This window comes from Aquincola agrisoli, assembly GCF_036621135.1.
In the GTDB taxonomy this organism is placed as follows: Bacteria; Pseudomonadota; Gammaproteobacteria; order Burkholderiales; family Burkholderiaceae_C; genus Aquincola; species Aquincola agrisoli.
The window spans coordinates 32033-56496 of record NZ_JAZIBG010000048.1 but is presented as its reverse complement, the minus strand read 5'-3'; the positions used below and the strand labels follow the sequence as shown (position 1 = coordinate 56496).

The following is a 24464-nucleotide window of genomic DNA, read 5'->3' as shown; positions in this document are numbered from 1 at the left end:
GATGCCCGGGCCGCCTGCGGGGCGGCTGCTGGGCGACGGTGGCGGTGAGGAAACGGGGCGGGTTCTGCGATCAGGCGCGGGGCCGCGCGAACAGGCCGCGCAACCATGCTTTGAGCAGGCTCCAGAGGTCGATCGACGAGGTGTCGGCAGCCGCAGCGGCAGGACGTCGCGGCGCCGGTGCGGCGACCGCGGGGCCCACCGCTGCCGCCGTCGCGGACAGGTCGGGCGCGGATGCGGTGATGCCGGCCGCGGCCAGCGTTGCCGCGCCGTCGGCCACGGGCGCGGCCGACGGCGCGGGCGCCTGCGGCAGGCGGGCCTGCAGGTTGTCGGCGAACTGCTTGGTCAGCTGCTCGGCCAGCGCGCGCACGATGCCCTCGCGGCTGAACTGCGCGAGCGTGCCGGTGATGGTGTAGTCCACCACCATCGCCACGCGCACGCCGGCCGCTTCGGGCTGCAGCGCAAAGCGCGCCTCGCCCTTCACGCGGGTGTTGGTCTTCGTGTCGATCGCGCTGCCGGCGAAGCTGCCGCTGCGGGCCGCCTCGTCGAGCGTGAGCTGGCCCTGACCGGCAAACCCCGCGGCGATGGGCCCCAACTTCACCTTGAACATCAGCGGGATGTCAGTGCCTATCGCCTCGCCGGCGGCAGGCACTGGCGTGCCGGGCTTGAGCGATGCACCCGGCAGGCAGTCGACCAGCAGGGCGACATCGTGGAAGGCCTGCCACACCGCATCGGGCGCGGCGGCGAGCGTGAAGGCTTGTTCAAGCTGCATGGGCGATCTCCTGGGAGGCCGAAGTGGCGCCGGCGACGCGTGCATCGAGCACGCGCCGGATGGCCTGCACGATGCCCTGGTAGCCGGTGCAGCGGCAGAGGTTGCCGGCGAGCTCCTCCCGCACGCGGTCGTCGTCGGCGTGCGGCAGGCGCAGCACGATGTCGCGGGCCGTCATCAGCATGCCGGGGGTGCAGTAGCCGCACTGCAGCGCGTGCTCGGCCGAGAAGGCGGCGCGCAGCTCGGCCATCACGGGGTCGTCGTCGAAGGCTTCCAGCGTGCGCACCGGCTTGCCGACGAAGCGCACCGCCGACTGCAGGCAGCTGCGCTGCGGCGCGCCGTCCACCTCGACGGTGCAGGCGCCGCACACACCGTGCTCGCAGCCCAGGTGCGTGGCGGTGAGGCCGCAGTGCTCGCGCAGCGCGTCGGCCAGGTGGGTGCGCGGCTCCACGTGCAGCTCGTGCACGCGGCCGTTGACGTCGAGCCGGATGGTCTCGGTCGCCACCGGCGGGAATGCCAGCAAGGGCGTGGTCATCGGGCGGTCTCCAGGTCGAGCAGGGCCAGGCGCAGCATCTCGCCGAGCATCGTGAAGCGGGGGGTGTCGAGGCCGAGGCCCAGGCTGTGCAGCCAGTCGGCGCGGTGGCGCTCCGCCTTCAGGCTGGCGATCAGGCCGGGGCCGTCGGCCATGTGCGGTGCGCCGTCGAGTGCGCCGAGCACGATGCGCTCGGTGCCGTCGGCCGGGTCGACGAGGCAGGCGGCCAGTGCGTTGGCGAACTCGCCGGTCTTGCGGCAGAACTTGCGATAGGCCCAGCGTGTGGCGGCCGAACGGCGCGGCACGCGGATGGCGGCCAGCAGCTCGCCATCGGCCAGCTGCGTCTCGAAGGCGGTGAGCATGAAGCCCGCGGCCGGCACCTCGCGGCGGCCCTCGGGGCCGGCCAGCACCAGCGTGGCACCCGCCAGCGGCATTGTGCTGACCCAGTCCGCGGCCGGGTCGGCATGGCACAGGCTGCCGCCCAGCGTGCCGCGGTTGCGTACGGCGCGGTAGGCGATGCCGCGGGCCACGTGCGGCATCAGGCCGCGGGTGGGGTCGGGCACGCGGCCGTCTTCGATCTGCGCATGGGTGACCATGGCGCCGAAGGTCACGGCGTCGGCCGTCTCTTGCACGGCGCGCAGCTCGGGCAGCGTGTCGAGGTCGACCAGCGTGTCGGGCTGGGCGAGCCGCAGGTTCAGCATGGCACCGAGCGACTGGCCGCCGGCGACGGGCTTGCAGCCCCAGCCGCCGTCGCGCAGCTGTGCGGCCGCTGCGGCCAGCGCGGCGGGGCGCTGGAAGGTGTAGGCGGTGGCCTTCATGCGCGGGCTCCTGCGGCGCTTGCCGACGCCAGCGCAGCCAGCACGCGCTCCGGGCTGGCCGGGCATTCGGTGAGCTCGGCGCCCAGCGCGAACAGCGCGTCGTTCACCGCGTTGATGATGGCCGCGGGCGGGGCGATGGCACCGCCTTCGCCGATGCCCTTCTGGCCGAAGAGGCTGTGCGGGCTAGGGGTTTCCATGTGCAGCACCTTCAGCGGCGGCATTTCGCCGGCGCCGGGCAGGAGGTAGTCGGCCATCGTCGAGGCCAGCGGCTGGCCTTCGGCGTCGAAGGGCATCTCCTCGTACAGCGCAGTGCCGATGCCCTGCGCCAGGCCGCCGATGAGCTGGCCTTCGACGATCAGCGGGTTCAACAGCACGCCGCCGTCCTCGCAGATGGCGTAGTCGAGCAGGCGCACCTGGCCGGTGGCGGTGTCCACCTCCACCGCGCAGGCGTGGCAGGCGTAGCTGAAGGTGCCGGTGTCGGGCTGGGTCTTGTAGCCGGCCACCACCTCCAGGCCACCGGGCTCGATGCCGGGCGGGATCTTCTGCGGCGCGCGGTACCAGATGTAGGCGATCTCGGTGAGCGTGAGCGCGGCGGTGCCGTCGGCCGTGGCGAAGCGGCCGCCTTCCAGCCGCAGCGATTCGGCAGGTGCGCCCAGCAGCACCGCGGCCATCGCGCGCATGCGGTCGGCCAGCGCCTGGCAGGCCGTGCCCACCGCGCCGCCCGACATCACTGCGCAGCGCGAACCCCAGGTGCCGGTGGAGTAGGGCGATTGCGCGGTGTCGCCATGCACCAGCCGCACCTGCTCGATGCCGATGCCCAGCACCGAATGCGCCACTTGCGCCATCGAGGTCTCCATGCCCTGGCCGTGCGAATGCGCGCCGATGCGCAGCTCCAGCACGCCGTCGGGCGTGAAGCGGGCGGCGCACTGCTCGTAGCCCGGCACCATCGGGATGCCCCAGCCGTGGTAGACGGAGGTGCCGTGCGCGCCCTGCTCGCAGAACACCGCCAGGCCCAGGCCGATGCGCTTCGTCGCCGGGTTGCCGTCGGCGCGCGGCGTGTGCGCGGCCTGCTGGCGCTGGCGCCAGCCGGTCCAGTCCAGTGCCGCCACCGCCTGGTCCATCGCGGCCTGGTAGTTGCCGGAGTCGAACAGCTTGTGCGTGATGTTCGTGTAGGGCATGGCGCTGGCCGGCACCAGGCTCTTCGAGCGCAGCTCGAAGGGCTCGATGCCCAGCTCGCGCGCGGCGGCGTCGAGCATCAGCTCCAGCGCGAAGCACACGCCGGTGCGGGCCACGCCGCGGTACGGCAGGATGGGCGGCTTGTTCGTCGCGGCCGAGCGGGTGCGGCAGCGGAAGTAGTCCATCACGTAGGGGCCGGGCAGGATCGAGCCGATCTGCGCGGCCTCCAGGCAGGCGCTGAAGGGGTACGACGAATAGGCGCCCGAGTCCACCACCGCGTCGCACTCGATGCCGACCAGGCGGCCGTCGGCCTCCACTTCCACTGCGATGTCGTAGGCGTGTTCGCGGCAGTTGGCGTTGGCGCTGAGCTGCTCGCGCCGGTCTTCCAGCCAGCGCACCGGGCGGCCCAGGTGGCGGGCCAGCCAGGCGCAGCAGATCTCTTCCGGCAGCAGGATGCCCTTGTAGCCAAAGCCGCCGCCCACGTCGGGCGAGATCACGCGGATCTGCCCCTGGTCGAGCCCCAGGCATCCGGCCAAGCCGGTGCGGTTGATGTGCGGCAGCTGCGCGGCCGAGTACATCACCAGTTGGTCGAGCCGGTGGTCCCACCAGCACAGCACCGCGCGGCCTTCGAGCGGCATCATGCATTGGCGTGAGGTTCGCAGCTGGCGGCGCAGCGTGCGGGTGGGCGCGCTGCCTTCGGCCACGCGGCGGTCGACACGCGTCTCGGCGAAGACGTTGTCGCTCCAGTCGTCGTGCAGCCGGGTGGGCGCTTCCATCGCGGCGTGCATGTCGGCCAACACGGGCAGCTCGGCGTAGTCCACCTCCACCCTCGCGGCGATGTCCTCGGCGCGCGCGCGGTTGGGGGCCACGCAGGCGGCCACCAGCTCGCCCACGTGCCGCACCTTGCCGTGCGCCAGCGGGTGCTGCACCGAGCGCTTGAAGCCCGGCAGCGACGAGGCCGCGAGGATGGGCTTCACGCCGGCCAGGTCGGCCATCGTGTAGACCATGTTCTCCAGCCCCTCGGGTTTGGTGATGCCGTTCAGCCGGGCGTGGGCCAGCGGGGCGCGCACGAAGGCCACGTCCAGCATGTCCGGCATGCGGATGTCGCCGACGAACTGGCCGCGGCCCAGCAGCAGGCGCCGGTCTTCCTTGCGTTGCACGCGCTCGCCGATGCCCTGGGCGGAGGCCGGGGTTTCGGGGCGCAGCAGGGCGGGGGGTGTCAGGGCGTTCATGGGCTGGACAAATTGGGATCCCGTTCAGGACACACAGCTATCGCAACGAGCGTGCCAGTGTTCATGCGGGGGAGAGCTACCTGTTTATGTGGTGTGCCACGTATTTGTGGCGGCAAGCCGTGCGTGCATGCCCGATCCGGGTGCACGGTGCACGCTGCCGTGCACCCGGCCGGGTTCAGACGCGTGTCTGGCGGTACTTCTGCGTGCGGTAGTCGCCGGAGCGCACCGGTGGGTACTTGGCCTGCCCCGGCGGTGCGACGCATTCGACGAGCGCGTCGTAGTTCGGATGGTGGAAGAACGCGATCGAGATGCGTTGCGCCTCGGCGCCGGCCTCGACGGGCGGGTTCACCACCCGGTGCACGTTCGACACCCAGCGGTCGTTCGTCCAGCGCATCAGCAGATCGCCGATGTTGACGACGAAGGTGTCGGGCGCCGTCTCCACCGGCAGCCAGTCGCCCTGGCGCGTCTGCACCTGCAGGCCGCCGGCCGTGTTCTCGCCGTTGAGGATGGTGAGCAGGCCGTAGTCGGTGTGCGCACCGGCGCGCAGCTGGCCGGGTTCGGGCGCGGCGGTCTGCGCCGGGTAGAAGTTGATGCGCATCGCCGTGATGTGGCGGTCGATCTTGTCGGCGAAGAAGCGCTCGTCCAGGCCCAGCGCCAGCGCGACGAGCGCCATCATCTCGTTCGTCAGCCGCTCCATGTGGCCGTAGTAGGCTGCGGCGGTGTCGGCCCAGCCTTGGGGCTCCTTCGGCCAGCGGTTCGGCACGAAGTAGCGGCGGCCTTCCTCGCCGGTGTAGTAGGGCGCGTCGGGCCACCGCTCGCGGCCGAAGTGGTAGTACTCCTTCAGGTCGCCGGGTGCCTGCCCCGCGTTGCCGCGGGAGAGGGCGTCGAAGCCCAGTGCGCGGTAGCCGCGCGGCACGGCCGGGTCTTCCGGCTGCGCTTCGAGCTTGCGCTCCAGCGGCAGGTTGAAGAAGTGCTTCGCATGGCTGCGCAGGCCGTCGATCAGTGCCAGCGGCACGCCGTGGCCGCGGATCGTGAAGAAGCCGATGTCGGTGCAGGCCGCCTCCATCTGGCGGGCCACGGCCATGCGCGCCTCGGCGGTGCCGCCCAGCGCGGGGGCGAGGTCGATCACGGGGATGGTGGTCATGCCGGTGTCTCCATCGTGGACTGGTGGCGGTTCAATGGAAGTACGCGCCGCCGTCCACCACCAGCGTCTGGCCGGTGATGAAGGCAGCTTGCGCACCGGCGAAGAATTCGATCGCGCCCACCAGGTCGGCCGGCACCATGTCGCGCGCCAGCACGCGGCCGCGCAACGAGGGGCCCTTCACGCCCTCCACCAGGGTCGGGTTGGCGTGCACGCCGTCGCTGAGCGTGAAGCCGGGTGCGACGCTGTTCACCAGCACCTGGTGCGCGCCCAGTTCGGTGGCGAGCGCCCGCGTCAGCGAGATCACGGCGCCCTTGCTGGCCACGTAGTGCGCCATCCAGGGGTTGCCCTTGAACGCGACCCCGGAGGAGATGTTGACGATGCGCCCGCCGCCCGCGCGCTTGAAAGCCGGCAGCACGGCCTGGCACGCGAGGAAGACGCCGATCACGTTGACGTCGAGCACCTGGCGCCAGTCCTGCATCGTGAGCTGCTCGAAGGGCGTGGGTTTCAGCGACGAGTAGATGCCGGCGTTGTTCACCAGCACGTCGATGCGGCCGAAGTGCGCCTCGGCGCGCTGCGCCATGGCGGCGACCTGCTCGGGCTGCGAGACGTCGACGTCGACCGCGATCGCGTCGAAGCCGCTTTCGCGCAGCGCACGGGCCGCGGCCTCGGCGCCGCTGCGGTCGGCGACCACCAGCCTGGCGCCGCGTTCGCCCAGCCGCTGCGCGGCGGCGAAACCGATGCCCTGCGCACCCCCGGTGACGATGGCCACCGCATTGTCCAGACTCATTCGTTTGCTCCCGGTCGCGGCTCCGCGCCGGCGGGCTGCCGTACGGGTGGATCGCGCTGCCGGTGGCTAGCAACCGCTATGCCATTGAGCAGGATGGACGGGATGGCGCTTGATCCAAGTCATTGACACGACGGAAAAATTCGACGAACGAAACTGTGTGGTGCACCACGTATATGACCTATCGAGGAGCCGGCGTTTCGCACGCCGCAGCCTCCCTCTGCACCCGGATGGTGAGCCGTCTGCGTCGCCTTGCGCAGAAATGGGGCATACCAACTATTTGCTGCGCACAGGGGTGGGCATCGGGCCCTCAGCGCAGGCGCAGCGGCACCACGCTGCCGTCGTTGTTGGCCTCGACGAGCTTGATGAGCTGCAACATGAACTGCTCGCGCTCCTCGGGCGGCAGCAGCTCGATCGTGCGGTCGTGCGCGCGCTGCGCCGCCGCGGCCATGCGCTTGGCCAGCGCGCGGCCCTTGCGGCTGATCTTCACCAGCTTCACGCGCCTGTCCAGTGGCGACTGCCGGCGCTCCACGACGCCGCGCGCTTCCAGCCGCGGCAGCACCTCGGCCACGCTGGTACGTTCCAGGCCGATCTCGTAGGCGAGCGTGTTCTGGTCCATCTCGCCGTGCTCGGCCAGCGCGGTAAGCAGGCTGTACTGCACCGGCGTGATGTTGTAGGCCTGCGTTTCCTCGGCGAAGAGCCAGGTGTGGATCTGGTGCAGCCGGCGGATCAGGAAGCCGGGGCGGCTGAACAGCGCCGAACGGTCGTGGTACTGCGCAAGTTCGGCCTGCACGGCTGGATCTTTTTGTTCGCTCATGCAAAAAGTCTAGCCGCAAGGCGGCCTGCGCGGGCGCGGCATGCACCACCTGGGCGCATGCTGCGTGGCACAGATTGTGCGGTACACCACCTATTAGGTTCCAAACTTCCACGCCAGGTGACAAGATGACCAGCATGGTTCTGAAAGGGGGTCGCGTCATCGACCCGACCGCCGGCCGCGACGGCCCCTTAGATGTTCTCGTCGTCGACGACAGGATCGCCGGCATCGCCGCGGACCTCGGCGACACGGTGCCTGCCGGCGCCCAGGTGGTCGACTGCCGCGGCAAGCTCGTGCTGCCGGGCCTGATCGACACCCACGGCCACATTTACCAGGGCGTCACCGGCCGCTTCGGCCTCAATGCCGACATGTGCGGCGTGCATTCCGGCGTCACCACGGTGATCGACCAGGGCGGGCCGAGCTGCATTACGCTGCCCGGTTTCCGCCAGTACGTGGTGGAGCCTTCGCACACGCGGGTGCTGGCCTACCTGTCCGCCTACCTCGTCGGCGGCCTGGAAGGCCACTACTACCCCGACCTGTACCGGCCCGAATGCCTGGACGTGGCCGCCACGGTCAAGTCGGCACGCCAGAACCGCGACCTCGTGCGCGGGCTGAAGGCGCACGCCGAGATCGGCGGCTTCGCGCGCTGGGGCGTGCAGGTGATGCGCACCGCCTCGCGCATCGGCCGCGAGGCCGAGCTGCCGGTCTACATCCACTTCGGCCAGCTCTGGCCCAAGCCCGACGAGGGCGGCCTGCCCGTCAGTCCGGATTCGATCTTCAACCAGGTCGTCGAGATGCTGAAGCCCGGCGACATCCTGGCGCATCCTTTCAGCCGCCACCCGGGCGGCTTCGTCGAGGAGAACGGCCGCATCCACCCGATGGTGCCCGAGGCGATCGCCCGCGGCTTGAAGATCGACGTGGGCCACGGCTCGCATTTCAGCTACAAGACGGCGCGCATCGTGCTCGATGCCGGCGTGGTGCCCGACACGCTGGGCGCCGACATGCACGGCTACAACACCTCGGTGCCCGCGCCCTCCGGCACGCCGGACAGCCACCCGGACGAGGAAGACCACATGTTCAAGGGCAAGACGCGCTTCAGCCTCGTCTCGGCGATGACCAGCATGCTGGCGCTGGGCCTGCCGCTGGACCACGTGGTGGCCATGGTGACGCGCAACGCCGCGCGCATGGCGGGCCTGGAAGGCGAGATCGGCACGCTGAAGGTGGGCGGCGTGGCCGACGTGAGCGTGTTGAACGACGACCGCGGCCGCTGGCGGCTGAGCGACAACGAGGGCACGCAGGTCTTCACCGACCGGCTGCTGACGCCCGGCTTCTGCCTGCGCGCCGGCCGGCGTTTCGAGGCCGACGCGCCGATCCTGCCGGTGACGCAGGAGGCGTGAGCATGACGGGTGTGCTGCCCGGCCGACACGGCGCATTCGTGCGCGATGGCCACGACCGTGCGCCCGCGGCAGTGAGGCGGTCTGCCGCGCTGGCCGGCCTGCGGCTGGCGGCCAAGGACGTCTACGACGTTGAAGGCCTGCGCACCGGTGCCGGCAACCCCGCGTGGCGGGCCGCGCAGGCGCCTGCGGCGCGCAGCGCACTGGCCGTCGAGCGGCTGCTGGCCGCGAGCGCCGCATGGGTGGGCCGCACCGTCACCGACGAGCTGACCTACAGCCTCGCCGGCATCAACATGCACTACGGGACGCCGGTGAACCCGGCCAGCCCGGGGCGCCTGCCCGGCGGCTCGTCGTCGGGCTCCGCCGTGGCGGTGGCGGCGGGCGATGCCGACATCGCGCTCGGCACCGATTGCGGCGGCTCGGTGCGCCTGCCGGCCAGCTACTGCGGCCTGTGGGGCATGCGGCCCACCCACGGCCGCATCGCCACGGCCGGCTGCTTCACGCTGGCGCACAGCTTCGACACGGTCGGCTGGTTCGCGCGCAATGCCGGGGCGCTGGCCGCGGTGTTCGCGGTGCTGTCCGGCGCGGCGCCATCGGGCGGGCTGCTGCCGGCGGGCGAGGGCGAGGCCGCGAGCACGGTCCGCTGGCTGCACGCCGGCTGCATCGGTCCGCTGCTGGACGCGTCGGTGCGCGACGCCTGGGAGACCTGGCTGCCCGCGCTCGCACGCCACGGCGGCGGTGCGCGCCTGGCGCCCCCGGTTGCGCGGGACCTCGCCCTGGCCGACTGGGCCGCGGCGTTCCGGACCCTGCAGGCGGCCGAGGTGTGGCTGCAGCACGGCGCCTGGTTCGAGCGCCACGGCGCCACGCTGGGCGACGACGTGCGCGGGCGTTTCGAGAAGGCCGCGCGCGTCACGCCGGCCGAAGTGGCCGAGGCGCAAAGGAGGCGCGTCGACGCGTCGGCCGTGATGGCGCGTGTGCTGGCCGAGCCCGGCAGCGTGCTGGTGATGCCGACGGTGCCGACCATCGCGCCGTCGCTCGACGACGATGCCGCGCGGGTCGACGACGTGCGCCAGCGTTCACAGCAGCTGCTGTGCCTTGCCGGGCTGGCCGGCCTGCCGCAGGTGAGCCTGCCCTGGCTGCGCATCGACGGCGCACCGGTCGGCCTGTCGGTGATCGGCGCCCGCGGCGATGATGAAGGTGTCCTGTCCGCAGCGCATCGGCTGCACGGATGGCTGTCACCTACCGGAGGTTCCTGAACATGACCCAACCCACACGAGGCCGCCGCGGCATGGCGGTCGCTCCCCACGCGCTGGCGTCGCAGGCGGCGCTGGCCGTGTTGCGCGAAGGCGGCAACGCGATCGAGGCGATGGTGGCCGCGGCCGCGACCATCGCGGTGGCCTATCCCCACATGAACGGCATCGGCGGCGACAGCTTCTGGCTGGTCGGCCTGCCGTCGGGGGGCAGCACCGAAGTCATCGGCATCGACGCCTGCGGCGCCTCGGCCGCCGGCGTGCGCCGCGAAGACTACGCCGGCCGCAGCGCCATCCCGTTCCGCGGCGGCTCGGCCGCCCTCACGGTCGCCGGTACGCTGTCGGGCTGGGCACAGGCGCTGGAACTCAGCCGCACGCGGCTGGGCGGCCGGCTGCCGCTCGAACGTCTGCTGGCCGATGCGATCGACGGCGCGCGCCACGGCGTGCCTGTCACGAACAGCCAGCACCTCAACAGCGCCCACAAGCGCAAGGAGCTGATCCCGATCAGCGGCTTCGCGGATACCTTCCTGCCGGGCGGCCAGGCGCCGCCGATCGGCTCGCTGTTCACCCAGCCGCGGCTGGCCGCCACCTTCGGGCACCTGGCCCGCGCCGGCCTCGACGACTTCTACCGCGGCGACCTGGCACGCAGCCTCGCGCGCGACCTGCAGGCCGCCGGCAGCCCGCTGTCGCTGGACGACCTGGCGCAGCACCAGGCGCTGCTGCGGACGCCGCTGGCGCTGCGCCACCGCGCCGGCACGGTCTACAACATGCCACCGCCCACGCAGGGCCTGGTGTCGCTCATCATCCTCGGGCTGATGGACCGGCTCGGCGTGGAACGCTTCGACCACCTGGGCGCCGACTACGTGCACGCCGCGGCCGAATCGGTGAAGCAGGCCTTCGCGGTGCGCGACCGCCACATCACCGACCCGGCCAGCATGACGGTCGATCCGGCGAGCTTCCTGGAGCCCGCCGCGCTGGACGCCATGGCCGCGCGCATCGACATGCACCGCGCCGCCGCGTGGGGCGCCGGCAAGGGCCCGGCCGACACGGTGTGGATGGGCGTGATCGACGGCGAGGGCAATGCCGTCTCGATGATCCAGAGCATCTACCACGAGTTCGGTTCCGGCGTGGTGCTGGCCGAGAGCGGCGTGAACTGGCAGAACCGCGGCGCGTCGTTCTCGCTCGACCCGTCGCACATCAACACGCTGGCGCCGCGCAAGAAGCCGTTCCACACGCTGAACCCGGCGATGGCGCTGCTGGACGACGGCCGCACGATGGTCTACGGGAACATGGGCGGCGACGGCCAGCCGCAGAGCCAGTCGGCGGTGTTCACCCGCAGCGTGATGCACGGGCTCGATCCGCAGGCCGCCATCGAGGCGCCGCGCTGGCTGCTGGGCCGCACCTGGGGCCAGACCAGCGATTCGCTCAAGCTCGAAAGCCGCTTCCCGCCCGAGACGGTGCAGGCGCTGATCGAACGCGGCCACGAGGTGGAAGTGCTCGGCGAGTTCGACGAGACCTTCGGCCATGCCGGCTGCATCTTCCGCCGTCCCGACGGCAGCCTCGAGGGCGGGTTCGATCCGCGCTCCGACGGCGGCGTCGCGTCCTTCTGATGGGGTCCCCAAGCATCGCGGATGCCTGGATCAGTCGGCAGTGCGCGGCACCATGACCAATGACATGAACGAATCCTTCCTTCCCGATCCTGCCCGCTGGGCCTCCCCGTTCGCTGGTGCACGATGGCTGGACGTCGCGCGTCGCAGCGACGTGCTGCCGTCGCTCGGCCGCGGGGTGCTGCTGCACGCCGGCCCGCCGTTCGAAGGCACGCCACCGGCCCCGGTGCGGCAGGCGGCGGTGCAGGCGCTGATCTTCGAGGGCCTGGCGGCCGACGTGCCGACCGCGCACGCGCTGCTGGCGATCGGCGAAGCGCGGCTGGCGCCGGCGCAGGACCATGGCGTCGTCACGCCGCTGGCGCAGGTGGTGTCGGCGTCGATGCCGATGGCGGTGGTGGGCGATGGGCGGCAGACGGCCTGGGCGCCGCTGGTCGAAGGGCCGCCGCCGGCGCTGCGCTTCGGCACGCTGGATGCGGGGGCGCTTGATCGCTTGCGCGCCATCACCACGCTCGGGCTGGAGCGGCTGGCGCCGCTGCTGCGGCAGCAGCCGGTGGCGCTGGGCCCGGTGATCGAACACGCGCTCGGCGAGGGCGACGAATGCCATGGCCGCACGGGCGTGGCCAACCAGGCGCTGCTGGCCCAACTGGCCAGCCTGGCCGACAGCGACCGGGTGCTGCTGGCCGGCAGCCCGGGCTTCGTGCTGACGATCCTGATGGCCGCCGCCGCGTGCCAGCTGCGCGGCCGCACGCAGGGCATCGCGGCGGTGGGCGGCAACGGGTTGCGCTTCGGCCTGCGGCTGCACGGCGAGCCCGCCTGGCACAGCGTGCCGGCGACGCCCCCGCAAGGCCTGCGGCTGCCCGGCCATGCGGCGACGACGGCGCTCGGTGCCATCGGCGACAGCGCGGTGCTCGACTTCTGCGGCCTCGGCGGCCAGGCGCTCGCCGCGGCGCCGGCCTTGTGCGACGAATGGCGCGCCGTGCTGCCGGCCGACCTGCCGCAGCGCCGTGCGGCCGTGGTCGACGAAGCCAGCGGCGTGGTCGACCCGGCGCGTGCCGCGCACCACCGTCTCGCGCCCCTGGTCAACCTTGCCATCCTCGATGCCGCCGGCGAGGCCGGCCTCATCGGCCGCGGCTGCTTCGCGCCCGACCTGGCGTTGTTCGACACGGCAGCCGCCCCCTGATTCCCGATCCCTGCTTCTCCAAGGCCCTTCGATGACCCCGCTGCAATCCAAGCCCCGCACCGCGCGCACGCTGCGCCTCACCGCCCTGGCCATCCTGGCTGCCTCGGCCTGCGCCGCGCAGGCCCAGAGCCCCACCAAGCTGCGCTTCGCGCTCGACTGGGTGATGCAGGGGCCGCAGGCGCCGTTCCTGGTGCCGCACGAGAACGGCTGCTACGAAAAGGCCGGGCTCGACGTCGTCACCGACCGCGGCTTCGGCTCGGGCGACACGGTGATCAAGGTTGCGGCCGGCACCTACGACGTCGGCTTCGCCGACATCAACGCGATGATCGAATACAACGCGAAGCAGTCCAAGCCCGAGGAGCGGCTGATCTCGTTCTTCATGATCTACGACGGTGCCGCGTTGTCGATCATCACCCGCAAGGACGTCGGCGTCGCCAAGCCGGCCGACCTGGTCGGCAAGTCGATCGCCGCGCCGCCGGGCGACGCCTCGCGCCGGCTGTTCCCGGTGCTGGCCAAGGCCAACGGCTTCGATGCCAACGCGGTCAAGTGGATCAACGTGTCGCCCGAGCTGCGCGAGACGATGCTCGCGCGCAAGACGGCCGATGCGATCAGCGGCGCCGCGTTCACCGGCTACATGGGCGCGCGCGCCGTCGGCATCCCGAAGGAAGACCTGGTGGTGATGCGCTTTCCGCAGTTCGGCGCCTCGCTGTACGGCAGCGCGCTCGTCGTCAAGCCGGCCTTCGCCTCGGCCCATGCGGCGGCCATCACCGCGCTCACGCAGTGCGTGGCCGACGGCATCGTGCAGAGCATCCGCCAGCCCGAGACCGCCATCGACGCGCTCTACAAGCGCGACCGCCTGATCAACCGCCAGGTCGAGATGGAGCGCATGCAGCTCTCGCTCGACTGGTCGATCGTCACGCCCTGGGTGCGCGAGAAGGGCTTCAGCCAGATCGACCCGGTGCGGATGGAGAAATCGCTGCAGGACGTGGCGGCCGCGCTGGCCATTCCGGTGCCCGCGGCGTCCGATGTCTACACCGACCGGTACCTGCCGCCGCGCGCGAAGCTGATGCTGCCCAAGTGAGGGCGCACGGCTCATGAAACGACCGAACGGGGGCCGCGCCGAAGCGCGCGTGGTGGTGGTGCACGAGTCTTCGCGCGACGGCGAGAAATCCACGCTGGCCCAGGCCGTGTACGAGCGGCTGAAAGACGACATCTTCGAGTTCCGCATGGCGCCCGGCGAGCGCTACGCGGAGCAGGAGCTGGCCGACGCACTGGGCGTGTCGCGCACGCCGCTGCGCTTCGCGCTGCACCTGCTGGCGCGCGAGGGCTACCTCGACCGCGTCGGCGGCCACGCCGGCTGGCTCGTCAAGCCGCTCGACCTGGCCTACTACGAGGACCTGTACGAGTTCCGCACGCAGATCGAGCTGATCGCCGTGCGTCGGCTGTGCACGATGGACCCGGCACCCGACCTGGGCGAGCTGCGCGCCTTCTGGTGCGTGCCGCGCCGGGCGCGAGTGATGGACGGCAAGACCGTCGCGCGCGAGGACGAGAAGCTGCACAGCACGCTGGTGGCGCTGGCCGGCAGCCGCGAGATGCTGCGCACGCACACCGACCTGACCGAGCGCATCCGCATCATCCGCCGGCTCGACTTCATCGAGCCCGCGCGCATCCATGCCGCGTTCGACGAACACGAGAAGATCCTCGCCGCGTTGCGCGCCCGCAAGGCCGGCGACGCGCAGATGCTGATCCGCGCGCACATCGGCGCCTCGCGCGCGGAGATCCGCCACATCACGCTGCACCGGCTCGCGCTCGCGGCGCAGCAGGTGGAGGCGGCACCCTCGGTTGCGCGCGAAGCCTGATACGCCCCACGCGCGATCGGAATCTGGTTCGGGATCCCGAGTTGGTGCCAACCAGATATGTGGTGTACCAACGATGGTGCTGCCTCGCCCCAGCATGCGACGCATCCGGGCCGTGCCGCCCGGCATGCATGTTGCTCCATGGGACTCAACTTCATTGATCCAGATCAGGACGCCGCAACCATGGCCGAGGTAGTGCTGCAGCGGGTGTGCAAGTCGTACGACGGCCAGGCCCTGGCCGTGAAGGACCTCGACCTGTCGTGCCCGCAGGGCGAGATGCTGGCGCTGCTCGGGCCGTCGGGCTGCGGCAAGTCGTCGACGTTGAAGATGGTGGCCGGTATCGAGACGGTGAGCTCGGGCGCCATCCTGTTCGACGGGCTCGACGTGACCGAGCGCGACAGCGCGGGCCGCAACGTGGCGATGGTGTTCGAGGACTACTCGCTCTACCCGCACATGTCGACGTTCGAGAACATCGCTTTTCCGTTGCGTGTACGTGGCATACCGCCTGACGAGGTGAAGCGCCGCGTCGGCGAGGTGGTGGAGCTGCTCGGCCTGGGCGCGCTGCTCGGCGAACCGGTGCGCTCACTCAGCGGCGGCGCGCAGCAGCGCGTGTCGATCGGCCGCGCGCTGGTGCGCGAACCGGCGCTGGTGATGTTCGACGAACCGCTGAGCCACCTCGACGCCGACCAGAAGGTGGTGCTGCGCACCGAGATCCGCCGCCTGCAGACTACCGCCGGGCTCACCTCGGTGCTCGTCACGCACGACCAGACGGAGGCGATGGCGATGGCCGACCGCATCGCGGTGATGAACCACGGCGTGCTGCAGCAGGTGGGCTCGCCCGCGGCGCTGTACGACACGCCCGCCAACCTGTTCGTCGCCGGCTTCATCGGCGAATCACCGATGAACTTCTTCGCCGCGCAACGCGAGGGCGGCCGGTGGCTGCTGAAGGATCTGCCGGGCGTGTCGCTGCCGGTCGAGAAGCTGGGCCTGCCGCCCGGCACCGCGGCGCCTGACAGTGTGACGCTCGGGATCCGGCCCGAGCATGTGCTGCTGCAGCCGCCGGCCGAAGGCCACGCGCTCACCCTGTACGGGCAGGTGCTGGACCGCGAATGCTGCGGCGACCGCGACGTGCTGTGGGTGGCCAGCGGGAACGCCCGCCTGCACCTGGAGCTGCCGGCGCCGGCCGGTGCGCGGGCCGGCGACGAGATCGCCTGCCACCTGCCGCTCGCGCGCCTGCACGGCTTCGACGCGGCCACCGGCCAGTCGCTGGACCTGCGGAGGGCGGCATGCTGACGCTTTTCCGGCGTGAGCCGGCGCTGCAGATGGCCGACACCGGCATGTTGGCCATCGACGGCCTGGGCAAGCGCTTCGGCAAGCTGCAGGCGCTGCAGGACGTGTCGCTGTCCGTGCGCGAGGGCGAGGTCTTCGCCATCACCGGTCCCTCGGGCGCGGGCAAGACCACGCTGGCGCGGCTCATCAGCGGGCTGGAACGGCCCGATGCCGGTGGCCTCACGCTGGGCGGGCGGCCCTTCGGCACGCTGCCGGCCCAGGCCCGCCGCGTGGCGCACATGTTCGAGTCCTATGCGCTGTACCCCACATTGACGGTGGCGCAGAACGTGGCCTCGCCGCTGGCGGCGCCGGCCAGTGCCGGCCGCTGGACCGCGGCGCAGCAGCGCCAGCGCGTCGACGAGGTGCTGGCGCTGACCGAGATCGCCCACCTGCGCGACCGGCTGCCGTCGCAGCTCTCGGGCGGGCAGAAGCAGCGCGTGGCGCTGTGCCGCGCGCTGGCGCAGGACCCGTCGGTCTTCGTGCTCGACGAACCTATCGGCCACCTCGACGCCAAGCTGCGCCACCTGCTGCGCGGCGAGATCCGCCGCCGCCAGAGCCAGCTGCGCCCCGGCACGCTGTGGCTGACGCCCGACGGCATCGAGGCGATGGCGGTCTCGCATCGCATGGCGGTGCTGATCGGCGGGCGCATCCAGCAGATCGGCACGCCGGACGAGGTGTTCGCGCGGCCGGCCAACGTGCAGGTGGCGCGCCTGATCGGCGACCCGGCGATGAACGTGTTGTCGGTGGCCCTGGCGCAGGGCACATCGCCCAGCCTGGCGCCGGACGGCGGGGCGCCGCAGGCCGTTTCCGGCGCCCTCGCGCAGCGCCTGGCGCCTATGGCCCGCGGGGGCCGGCTGGTGCTGGGCCTGCGGCCCGGCGACCTGGCCTTGCGGCCGCCCGGCACGGCGCTGCTGGAGGGCGAGGACAGCTTCGCGGCCCAGGTGTACGCGGTGGAGCCGCTGGGCAAGCACCGCATCGTCACGCTCAGCGTGGGCAGCCAACGCCTGCGCGCCAAGGTGGCCGCCGATGCCGGCTGGCAGGCGCAGCAGCCGGTGCAGGTGGTGGTGCGCGGCGAGCGGCTGTTGTCCTTCGATGCCGACAGCGGCGTGCTGCAGGGCTGAGCGCCACCCGTTTCCCACCCCTCCCGTTCGACCTTTCGCCCTTCTCCTTTCGATGAGGACATGCCCGAGATGAACACTTTCTCCTTCCGCCCGGCGCTGCGCGCCACCGCCAAGGCCTTGCTGCCCCTGCTGGCCGGTGTCGGCGTGGCCGGCGGCGCCTGGGCGCAGACGTGGTCGTACAAGGAAGCCGCCAAGCCCTATGCCGGCACCACCATCCGCGTGCTGGACGAGATCACCCCGCTGCAGGAAACGCTGAAGACGCTGGTGCCGCAGTTCACGGCCGAGACCGGCATCAAGGTCGAGTACGAGCTGCTGAACCACTTCGAGGTCATCAACAAGGGCCAGGCCGACATGCTGTCGCGCCGCGGCTACTACGACGGCGTGATGCTGCACGGCGTGCAGATGGGCCAGATGCTGGCGGCCAACGTCGTCGAGCCGATCGACGGCTACATGAAGGACAAGGCGCTGTTCAACCCCGCGCTCGACCTGAAGGACATGATCGAGCCGGCGTTCGACTCGCTGTCGAAGTTCAAGGGCCAGACCTACAGCTTTCTGAACTGGAACTACAACTTCATCTACTGGACGCGCGCCGACCTGATGGCCGACGCGGGCGAGAAGGCCGCGTTCAAGGCCAAGTACGGCTACGAGCTGGCGCCCGCCAAGACGTTCAAGGAGTTCCTGGACATCGGCGAGTTCTTCACCCGCAAGGCCGGGCAGACACTGGCCGGCCAGCCGCTGAAGACCGACTTCTACGGCATCCTGCACGAAGGCATCACCGGCGGCGCGACGCTGGTCTCGGTGTGGGACAACCTGATGAAGAACTACGGCGCCGACCTGTTCGACGCCAGTGGCGCACCCGCCTTCAACAGCCCGCAGACCGTGCAGGCGCTGACCGTGTGGGCCCGCATGTGGAAGTACGCGCCCCCGGGGCAGGCCGAGTACTCGCTGGTCGACGTGCCGACCGTGATGGGCAACGGCATCGCCGCGCAGACCATCGCCTTCAGCGACTTCGTGCTGGGCGTCGACAGGCCGGGCGCCTCGGCGCTGGCCGGCAAGTTCACGTACGCGCCGATCCCGTCGAACCCGGAGATGAAGGGGCGGCAGAGCGCCGGCGGCGAGCCTTCGGCCATCGTGATCAACAAGGCCTCGAAGAACAAGCAGGCGACCTACCTCTTCATGCAGTGGCTGGTCGAGAAGGAAACGCAGAAGAAGCTGATCGAGGCGGGCAAGGGCGGGGTGCCGATCCGCACCAGCAGCTTCGCGCTGCCGCAGCTCGGCAACTCGGCCTTTTACAGCGCGATGAAGGCCAACCTCGAGGTGGTGCAGGCCAAGCCCAAGGCGCCCAAGATCTTCGAGATCTACGACGCGCTGGGCCCCATCGTGCAGCAGGTGGGCCAAGGCAAGCTGACGCCGGAGCAGGGCGCCAAGCTCGGCCAGGAGAAGATGCTGGCCATCTGCAAGAAGTGCGTGTTGTGAACCACCCCCGTAGCGCCTTCGGCGCTCCCCCTCAAGGGGGCCACACCAGTGGACCGGCGGAGCCGGATCCACGGTGTGCGCTTGAGCGGGCCGGGGCTCGCGCTTACAGGCGGCGGTTCAGCGACTCTGCAGCCTATCCCTACGCGCTGATCGCGCCGGCGCTGCTGGTGCTGGTCATCGTGAGCCTGGTGCCCTTCTGCTATGCGGTGTACCTGAGCTTCCACAGCGTGGAGTACGGTCAGGTGGGCGAGTGGAGCGGCTTCGACAACTTCCGCCTGCTGCTGGCCAACGACCGGTTCTGGAACAGCCTGAAGGTGGCGGGCATCTTCATGGCCATCGCGGTGCCGCTGGAGTTCGTGCTCGGGCTCGGCGGCGCGCTGGTGCTGAACCAGAAGGTGTGGGGCCGCAGCCTCTGGCTGCCGCTGCTGTTCATCCCCAGCATGATGGCGCCCATCGTCGTCGGCCTGCTGTGGAAGATCATGCTGGCCGGCTCGTGGGGGCTGCTGTCGCACAACGTCATCGAGCGCTTCGGCTGGCTGGAAGGCGCCTCGGTGTTCGCGTCGTCCGACCATGCGCTGATCGCGCTGGCGCTGGTGGACGTGTGGCAGTGGACGCCGTTCATGATGCTGGCCTTCTTCGCCGGGCGCCAGGCGCTGCCCGAGAGCCCGTACCGCGCCGCCGCGGTCGACGGCGCCAACGCGTTCCAGACCTTCTTCCGCCTCACGCTGCCGCTGATGACGCCGCTGCTGGTGGTGATCGGCATGCTGCGCTTCATCGACGCGTTCAAGATCTTCGACTCGATCTTCATCCTCACCTCGGGCGGGCCCGGCGTGTCCACCGAATCGCCCAGCGTGCTGGCCTACAAGATGACGTTCGAGCAGTGGCGCATCGGCGAATCGGCCGCGCTGGCGGTGCTGGTGTGGATCAGCTTCTTCGTGCTGTGCAACCTGTTCTACCAGGTGGCCAAGAAGCGGCTGAACGCGTTCTGACCTCCTGCGAACCGGAGCACTCTTCCATGGCCCTCACTTCCGCCCTCAGCTCGGCCCTGCCGGCGCCCCCGCTGGCTGCCGGCCCGCCTGCCGGTGCCGCGGCGGCGCGCACGCTGCGCAGCCCGCGCCGCTTCTCCGTCGGCTGGACGCTGCTGACCATCGCGCTCGCGCTGTTCCTGCTGTTCCCGGTCGGCTGGCTGGCGACCATGGCGTTCAAGCCCGACGAGGTGATGTTCACGCGCCCCACGGCCTGGACCTTCGCGCCGACGATGGAGCACTTCCGCTACGTGATCGACAGCGGTTTCCTGGGCTACCTCGGCTCGTCGGTGCTGCTGGCGCTGGCCAGCACGGCGATGGTGGTGCTGGTGGGCACGCCCGCGGCCTATGCGTTCGCGCGCTTCGAGCTGCGCGGCCGCGACGACCTGTTCCTCTTCATCCTCGCCACGCGCATGGCGCCGCCCATCTGCCTGGTGATCCCGTTCTACCTGATCTTCACGCAGGTGGGCCTGCTCGACACCTTCCTCGGCCTGTCGCTCGCCTACCTCACCTTCAACCTCTCGTTCTACATCTGGGTGCTGCGCAGCTTCTGCCGCGACCTGCCGGTGCAGCTCGAGGAGGCCGCGATGGTGGAGGGCTACTCGCGCTTCGCGGTGTTCCTGCGCGTGGCGCTGCCGCTGCTGAAGTCGGGCATCGTCTCCACGGCCATGCTGTGCTTCATCTTCGCGTGGAACGAGTTCCTGTTCGCCTTCATGCTGGGCGGGCAGAACGTAAAGACGCTGCCGGTGGCGATCCCGCTGCTCATCACCGCGCAGGGCGTGCGCTGGGGCGAGATGGCGGTGGTGGGCATGGTGGCGCTGCTGCCGGTGCTGCTGGCGGTGTTCTTCCTGCAGAAGCAGATCGTGCGCGGCCTGACCATGGGGGCGGTGAAGGGATGAGCCACCACCACCTGCCCGCCACGCCCGAGACGGTGGCCTGGGGCTACTGGGACGCCGAACGTCCGCCCATGCTGCGCGTGGCCTCCGGCGACACCGTCACCATCGACACGCTCTCCGGCGAACCCGAAGATCTGCCCGACGACGAGGCGCTGGTGCTGCCCGAGCACCGCGCCGTGCTGGCGGGCCAACGCGGGCCGGGGCCGCACCTGCTGACCGGCCCGGTGTGGGTCGAAGGTGCCGAGCCCGGCGACGTGCTGGAGGTGAAGGTCGAGGAAGTCAGCCTGCGGCAGGACTGGGGCTGGAACATCGTGAAGCCGCTGCTGGGCACGCTGCCGGAAGACTTCCCGATCAGCCGCCGGCTGCACATTCCGCTCGACCGCGATCGGCGCACCGCGCGGCTGCCCTGGGGGCTGGAGTTGCCGCTGGCGCCGTTCTTCGGCAACTTCGGCGTGGCACCGCCGCCGGCCTACGGCCGCATCACGTCGATCATCCCGCGAGAGTTCGGCGGCAACCTCGACAACCGCGCGCTCGTCGAAGGCTGCACCGTCTACTTCCCGGTGTTCAACCGCGGCGCGCTGTTCTCGGCCGGCGACGGCCACGCCGCGCAGGGCGACGGCGAGGTGTGCCTCACCGCGATCGAGACCAGTCTGCGCGGCACCTTCCGCCTCACCGTGCGCAAGGACTTGAAGCTGGCCTTCCCGCGTGCCGAGACGGCCGAGCACTACATCGCGATGGGCCTGAACGAAGACCTGGACGACGCCGCGCGCCAGGCGCTGCGCGAAATGATCCGGTGGATCACCGAGCTCTCCGGCCTGGCCGCGGTGGACGCCTACACGCTGTGCAGCATCGCCGCCGACCTGCGCGTGACGCAGATGGTCGACGTCAACAAGGGCGTGCACTGCATGCTGCCCAAGAGTGCGCTGCACGTGCCGGCGCGCTGAGCACCTTCCCATTTCTTGAAGACCCAGGAGCCTGAGCCCATGGCATCCCCCGAACTTCCGATCCGCCCGCTCTACATCAACGGCCAATGGCGCCCAGGCAGCGAAGGCGCCTGGGCCGAGGACGTGAACCCCGCCACCGGCAGGGTGTTCGCGCGCATCGCGCAGGCGAGCCCGGCCGACGTGGAGGAGGCCATCGCCACCGCGCACGCCGCGCGCGTGCCGTGGGGCCGCATGCTGGCCGGCGAACGCTCCACGCTGCTGCTGAAGGCGGCCGACGTCATCGCGTCGCGTGCCGACGAGATCCGCGACCTCATCATCGAGGAGAACGGCTCGGCCTTCATCAAGGCGCCGTGGGAGGTGAGCTACGCGGTGGAATGCCTGCGCGTGGCCGCGGGCTTGTGCTACTTCGTCGGCGGCGACACCTTCCCGGCCAGCACGCCGGGGCAGATCGGCATGACGATCCGCCAGCCGCTGGGCGTGATCGGCGGCATCGCGCCGTTCAACTCGCCCTTCCTGCTCACGATGAAGAAGGTGGCGTTCGCGCTGGCCGCGGGCAACACCTTCGTGCTGAAGCCGTCGGAGATGACGCCGCTGTCGGGCCTGGTGATGGCCGAATGCTTCGAGCAGGCGGGCCTGCCGCCCGGCGTGTTCAACGTGGTCCCCGGCCCGGCCGAGGTGGTGGGCAGCGCGCTGGTGGCCGACCCGCGCGTGCGCATGATCACCTTCACCGGCTCGGGCCGCGTGGGCCGGCTGCTGGCCGCGCAGGCGGGCGCGCAGATGAAGCGCTTCACGCTGGAGATGGGCGGCAAGAACCCGCTGGTGGTGCTGGCCGATGCCGACCTGAAGTACGCGGTCGACTCGGCCGCCTTCGGCATCTTCTTCCACCAGGGGCAGGTGTGCATGGCCAACTCGAAGGTGATCGTCGAGGACGCGCTGTTCGACCGCTTCGCCGAAGCCTTTGCCGAAAAGGCGCGGGGCATCCAGGTGGGCGACCCGCGCGACCCCGCCACGGTGGTGGGCCCGCTGATCCGCCCGCAGCAGTGCACGTTCATCCGCGGCCAGATCGACGACGCGCTGGCCAAGGGCGCGCGGCTGCTGGCCGGCGGCACGCACGAGGGCCCCTTCTTCCAGCCCACGGTGCTGGCCGGCGTGACGCCGGAGATGGCGATCTACCATGAGGAATCGTTCGGGCCCGTCACCTCGCTGCTGCGCGCGAGCGATTTCGAGCATGCGCTGGCCATCGCCAACGACACGGCCTACGGCCTGTCGTCCGCCGTCATCACCAACGACCTGCAGAAGGCCTTCGACTTTGCGATGCGCGCCGAGGCCGGCATGGTCCACATCAACGACACCACCATCTCCGACGAACCGCACATCGCGTTCGGCGGCGTGAAGAACTCGGGCTTCGGCCGCGAGGGCGGGCACACGTCGATCGAGGAGATGACCGAGCTGAAGTGGATCACCGTGCAGATGGGCCAGCGGGCCTATCCGTTCTGAGGTCGCGCCGTGCACCCCGAGCTGCTGGCCGAGACCGTGCGCCCGCACTACGACTTCATCGTCTGCGGCGGCGGCACCGCCGGCTGCGTGATCGCGCGCCGGCTGGCCGAAGATCCTGAGGCCAGCGTGCTGCTGATCGAGGCCGGTGGCAGCGACCGCGTGCCGGCGGTGATCGACTCCACGCTGTGGATGTCCAACATCGGCGGCGAGCGCGACTGGGGCTACAAGGCCCAGCCCGGCCCGTCGCTCAACGGCCGCACGCCGGTGCTGCCGATGGGCAAGGTGCTGGGCGGCGGGTCGAGCATCAATGGCTCGATCTGGGCCCGCGGCCACCGGCACGACTACGACGACTGGGCCGAGGCGGCCGGCGACCCGGGCTGGGGCTACGAGGCCGTGCTGGGCATCTACCGCCGCATCGAGGACTGGCAGGGCCCGCCCGATGCGCACCGGCGCGGCACCGGCGGCCTGCTGACGGTGCAGCAGCCGCAGGACCCGATCCCGCTGGTGCCGGCGCTGATGCAGGCCGCCTCGGCGATCGGCATCCCCGCGGTGGACGACATCAACGGCGCCGCGATGGAAGGCGAGGGCGGCTGCGGCCTGGCCAACGTGCTGGTGCAGGACGGCAACCAGCGCGTGTCGATGGCGGCGACGTACATCCATCCCTTCCTCGGCCGGCCGAACCTCGACGTGCTGCTGTGTGCCGAGGTCACGCGCATCACCTTCGACGGCCGGCGCGCCAGCGGCATCGAGTTCGTGCGCCGCGGCCAGCGCCATCGCGTGCGCGCCGGGCGCGAGGTGGTCGTCTCGCTCGGCGCCATCAACACGCCCAAGCTGCTGATGCTGTCGGGCATCGGCGACGACGCGCAGCTGCGCCGCCACGGCATCGCGACGCGGCAACACCTGCCGGGCGTGGGCCGCAACTTCCAGGACCACATCCTGCTGGCCGGCTGCTGCTGGGAATACGTGACGCCCGAGCCGCCGCGCAACAACGCGGCCGAGTTCGTGTTCTACGCCAAGAGCGACGCCGCGCTGCGCACGCCCGACCTGATGCCGGTGCTGGAGGAAACGCCGTTCGCCAGCGAGGTGATCGCGCAGCGCTATGACGTGCCGAAGGGCGCGGCCTCGGCCTGGACGCTGGCGCCCGGCCTGGCGCGGCCCGACAGCCGCGGCGAGGTGCTGCTGGCCAGCGCCGACCCGTTCGCCGCGCCGCTGATCCACGCCAACTTCCTGGCCGAGCCCAGCGACATGAAGGCGATGGTGCGCTGCGTAGAGCTGTGCCGCGAGATCGGCAATTCGGCCGTGTGCGAACCCTTCCGCCGGCGCGAGGTGTTCCCCGGCGACCTGAAGGGCCGGGCGCTGGAGGACTTCATCCGCAACGCGGCCGGCACCTACTTCCACCAGAGTGGTACGGCGCGCATGGGCCGCGGCGACGACGCGGTGGTCGACGGTGCGCTGCGCGTCTACGGGACCGAGGGCCTGCGCGTGGCCGATGCGTCGATCATGCCGAGCATCGCGACCGGCAACACGATGGCACCGACCGTCGTGATCGCCGAGCGTGCGGCCGAGCTGCTGCGCGCGGCGCACCGCTGAGCATCGCGGCGGCCCTTCGATCTCGCCGAGCGC

At 71.0% G+C, this 24464-nt stretch carries 21 protein-coding genes; 14 read left to right on the top strand and 7 right to left on the bottom strand.

Annotated elements, in window-relative coordinates; translation table 11 throughout:
- Positions 1-70 precede the first annotated feature (70 nt).
- The 7 genes from V4F39_RS22135 to V4F39_RS22105 form a co-directional block, all read right to left on the bottom strand.
- The gene (locus tag V4F39_RS22135) at positions 71-769 is read right to left on the bottom strand and encodes an SRPBCC family protein (protein WP_332292169.1); all 699 of its coding nucleotides are present in this window, start codon (positions 767-769) and stop codon (positions 71-73) included.
- Positions 759-1301 (bottom strand): (2Fe-2S)-binding protein, encoded by a 543-nt coding sequence (locus V4F39_RS22130; protein WP_332292168.1) that lies wholly within the window; start codon positions 1299-1301, stop codon positions 759-761. The genes V4F39_RS22135 and V4F39_RS22130 overlap by 11 nt, the downstream gene beginning before the upstream one ends.
- On the bottom strand, positions 1298-2116 hold the full coding sequence (locus V4F39_RS22125) for an FAD binding domain-containing protein (protein ID WP_332292167.1): 819 nt from the start codon (positions 2114-2116) through the stop codon (positions 1298-1300). The genes V4F39_RS22130 and V4F39_RS22125 overlap by 4 nt, the downstream gene beginning before the upstream one ends.
- A complete protein-coding gene (locus V4F39_RS22120; protein ID WP_332292165.1) occupies positions 2113-4524 on the bottom strand; it encodes a xanthine dehydrogenase family protein molybdopterin-binding subunit in 2412 nt (803 codons plus the stop codon). The genes V4F39_RS22125 and V4F39_RS22120 overlap by 4 nt, the downstream gene beginning before the upstream one ends.
- A gap of 175 nt (positions 4525-4699) precedes the next feature.
- Positions 4700-5668, bottom strand: a complete 969-nt coding sequence (locus V4F39_RS22115; RefSeq protein ID WP_332292163.1) for an isopenicillin N synthase family dioxygenase — start codon at positions 5666-5668, stop codon at positions 4700-4702.
- 31 nt (positions 5669-5699) lie between these two features.
- Positions 5700-6455 carry an SDR family NAD(P)-dependent oxidoreductase gene (locus tag V4F39_RS22110; RefSeq protein WP_332292162.1) on the bottom strand — a complete coding sequence of 252 codons (756 nt, stop codon included), beginning with the start codon at positions 6453-6455 and terminating at the stop codon, positions 5700-5702.
- A gap of 307 nt (positions 6456-6762) precedes the next feature.
- A complete protein-coding gene (locus tag V4F39_RS22105) occupies positions 6763-7269 on the bottom strand; it encodes a MarR family winged helix-turn-helix transcriptional regulator (RefSeq protein WP_332292161.1) in 507 nt (168 codons plus the stop codon).
- Positions 7270-7394: 125 nt separating this feature from the next.
- On the opposite strand from V4F39_RS22105, the gene V4F39_RS22100 reads away from it, so the two are divergent.
- The 14 genes from V4F39_RS22100 (at position 7395) to V4F39_RS22035 (ending at position 24431) form a co-directional block, all read left to right on the top strand.
- Positions 7395-8663 carry an amidohydrolase/deacetylase family metallohydrolase gene (locus tag V4F39_RS22100; RefSeq protein ID WP_332292160.1) on the top strand — a complete coding sequence of 423 codons (1269 nt, stop codon included), beginning with the start codon at positions 7395-7397 and terminating at the stop codon, positions 8661-8663.
- A gap of 2 nt (positions 8664-8665) precedes the next feature.
- On the top strand, positions 8666-9916 hold the full coding sequence (locus tag V4F39_RS22095) for an amidase (RefSeq protein WP_332292159.1): 1251 nt from the start codon (positions 8666-8668) through the stop codon (positions 9914-9916).
- Between the two features lie 2 nt (positions 9917-9918).
- Positions 9919-11520, top strand: coding sequence for a gamma-glutamyltransferase family protein (locus V4F39_RS22090; protein WP_332292158.1), 1602 nt, complete (start codon positions 9919-9921; stop codon positions 11518-11520).
- A gap of 64 nt (positions 11521-11584) precedes the next feature.
- On the top strand, positions 11585-12697 hold the full coding sequence (locus V4F39_RS22085) for an oxamate carbamoyltransferase subunit AllG family protein (RefSeq protein ID WP_332292157.1): 1113 nt from the start codon (positions 11585-11587) through the stop codon (positions 12695-12697).
- A 31-nt stretch (positions 12698-12728) separates the two neighbouring features.
- Entirely contained in the window at positions 12729-13778 is a 1050-nt protein-coding gene (locus tag V4F39_RS22080) for an ABC transporter substrate-binding protein (protein ID WP_332292155.1), read from the top strand.
- Positions 13779-13791: 13 nt separating this feature from the next.
- The gene (locus V4F39_RS22075; protein WP_332292154.1) at positions 13792-14556 is read left to right on the top strand and encodes a GntR family transcriptional regulator; all 765 of its coding nucleotides are present in this window, start codon (positions 13792-13794) and stop codon (positions 14554-14556) included.
- Between the two features lie 180 nt (positions 14557-14736).
- Positions 14737-15846: an ABC transporter ATP-binding protein gene (locus tag V4F39_RS22070; protein ID WP_332292153.1), complete on the top strand. Its 1110-nt coding sequence runs from the start codon at positions 14737-14739 to the stop codon at positions 15844-15846.
- Entirely contained in the window at positions 15840-17003 is a 1164-nt protein-coding gene (locus V4F39_RS22065; RefSeq protein ID WP_332292152.1) for an ABC transporter ATP-binding protein, read from the top strand. Before V4F39_RS22070 ends, V4F39_RS22065 begins: the two co-directional genes overlap by 7 nt.
- A 69-nt stretch (positions 17004-17072) precedes the next feature.
- Positions 17073-18479 carry an extracellular solute-binding protein gene (locus tag V4F39_RS22060; RefSeq protein ID WP_332292151.1) on the top strand — a complete coding sequence of 469 codons (1407 nt, stop codon included), beginning with the start codon at positions 17073-17075 and terminating at the stop codon, positions 18477-18479.
- Positions 18480-18646: 167 nt separating this feature from the next.
- Positions 18647-19468 (top strand): carbohydrate ABC transporter permease, encoded by an 822-nt coding sequence (locus V4F39_RS22055; RefSeq protein ID WP_332292150.1) that lies wholly within the window; start codon positions 18647-18649, stop codon positions 19466-19468.
- Positions 19469-19494: 26 nt separating this feature from the next.
- Positions 19495-20403, top strand: coding sequence for a carbohydrate ABC transporter permease (locus V4F39_RS22050; RefSeq protein ID WP_332292149.1), 909 nt, complete (start codon positions 19495-19497; stop codon positions 20401-20403).
- Complete coding sequence (locus V4F39_RS22045; protein WP_332292148.1) at positions 20400-21344, top strand: acetamidase/formamidase family protein; 945 nt, start codon at positions 20400-20402, stop codon at positions 21342-21344. Before V4F39_RS22050 ends, V4F39_RS22045 begins: the two co-directional genes overlap by 4 nt.
- Positions 21345-21383: 39 nt before the next feature.
- Positions 21384-22841: an aldehyde dehydrogenase family protein gene (locus tag V4F39_RS22040; protein ID WP_332292146.1), complete on the top strand. Its 1458-nt coding sequence runs from the start codon at positions 21384-21386 to the stop codon at positions 22839-22841.
- 9 nt (positions 22842-22850) lie between these two features.
- On the top strand, positions 22851-24431 hold the full coding sequence (locus tag V4F39_RS22035; RefSeq protein WP_332292145.1) for a GMC family oxidoreductase: 1581 nt from the start codon (positions 22851-22853) through the stop codon (positions 24429-24431).
- Positions 24432-24464 lie beyond the last annotated feature (33 nt).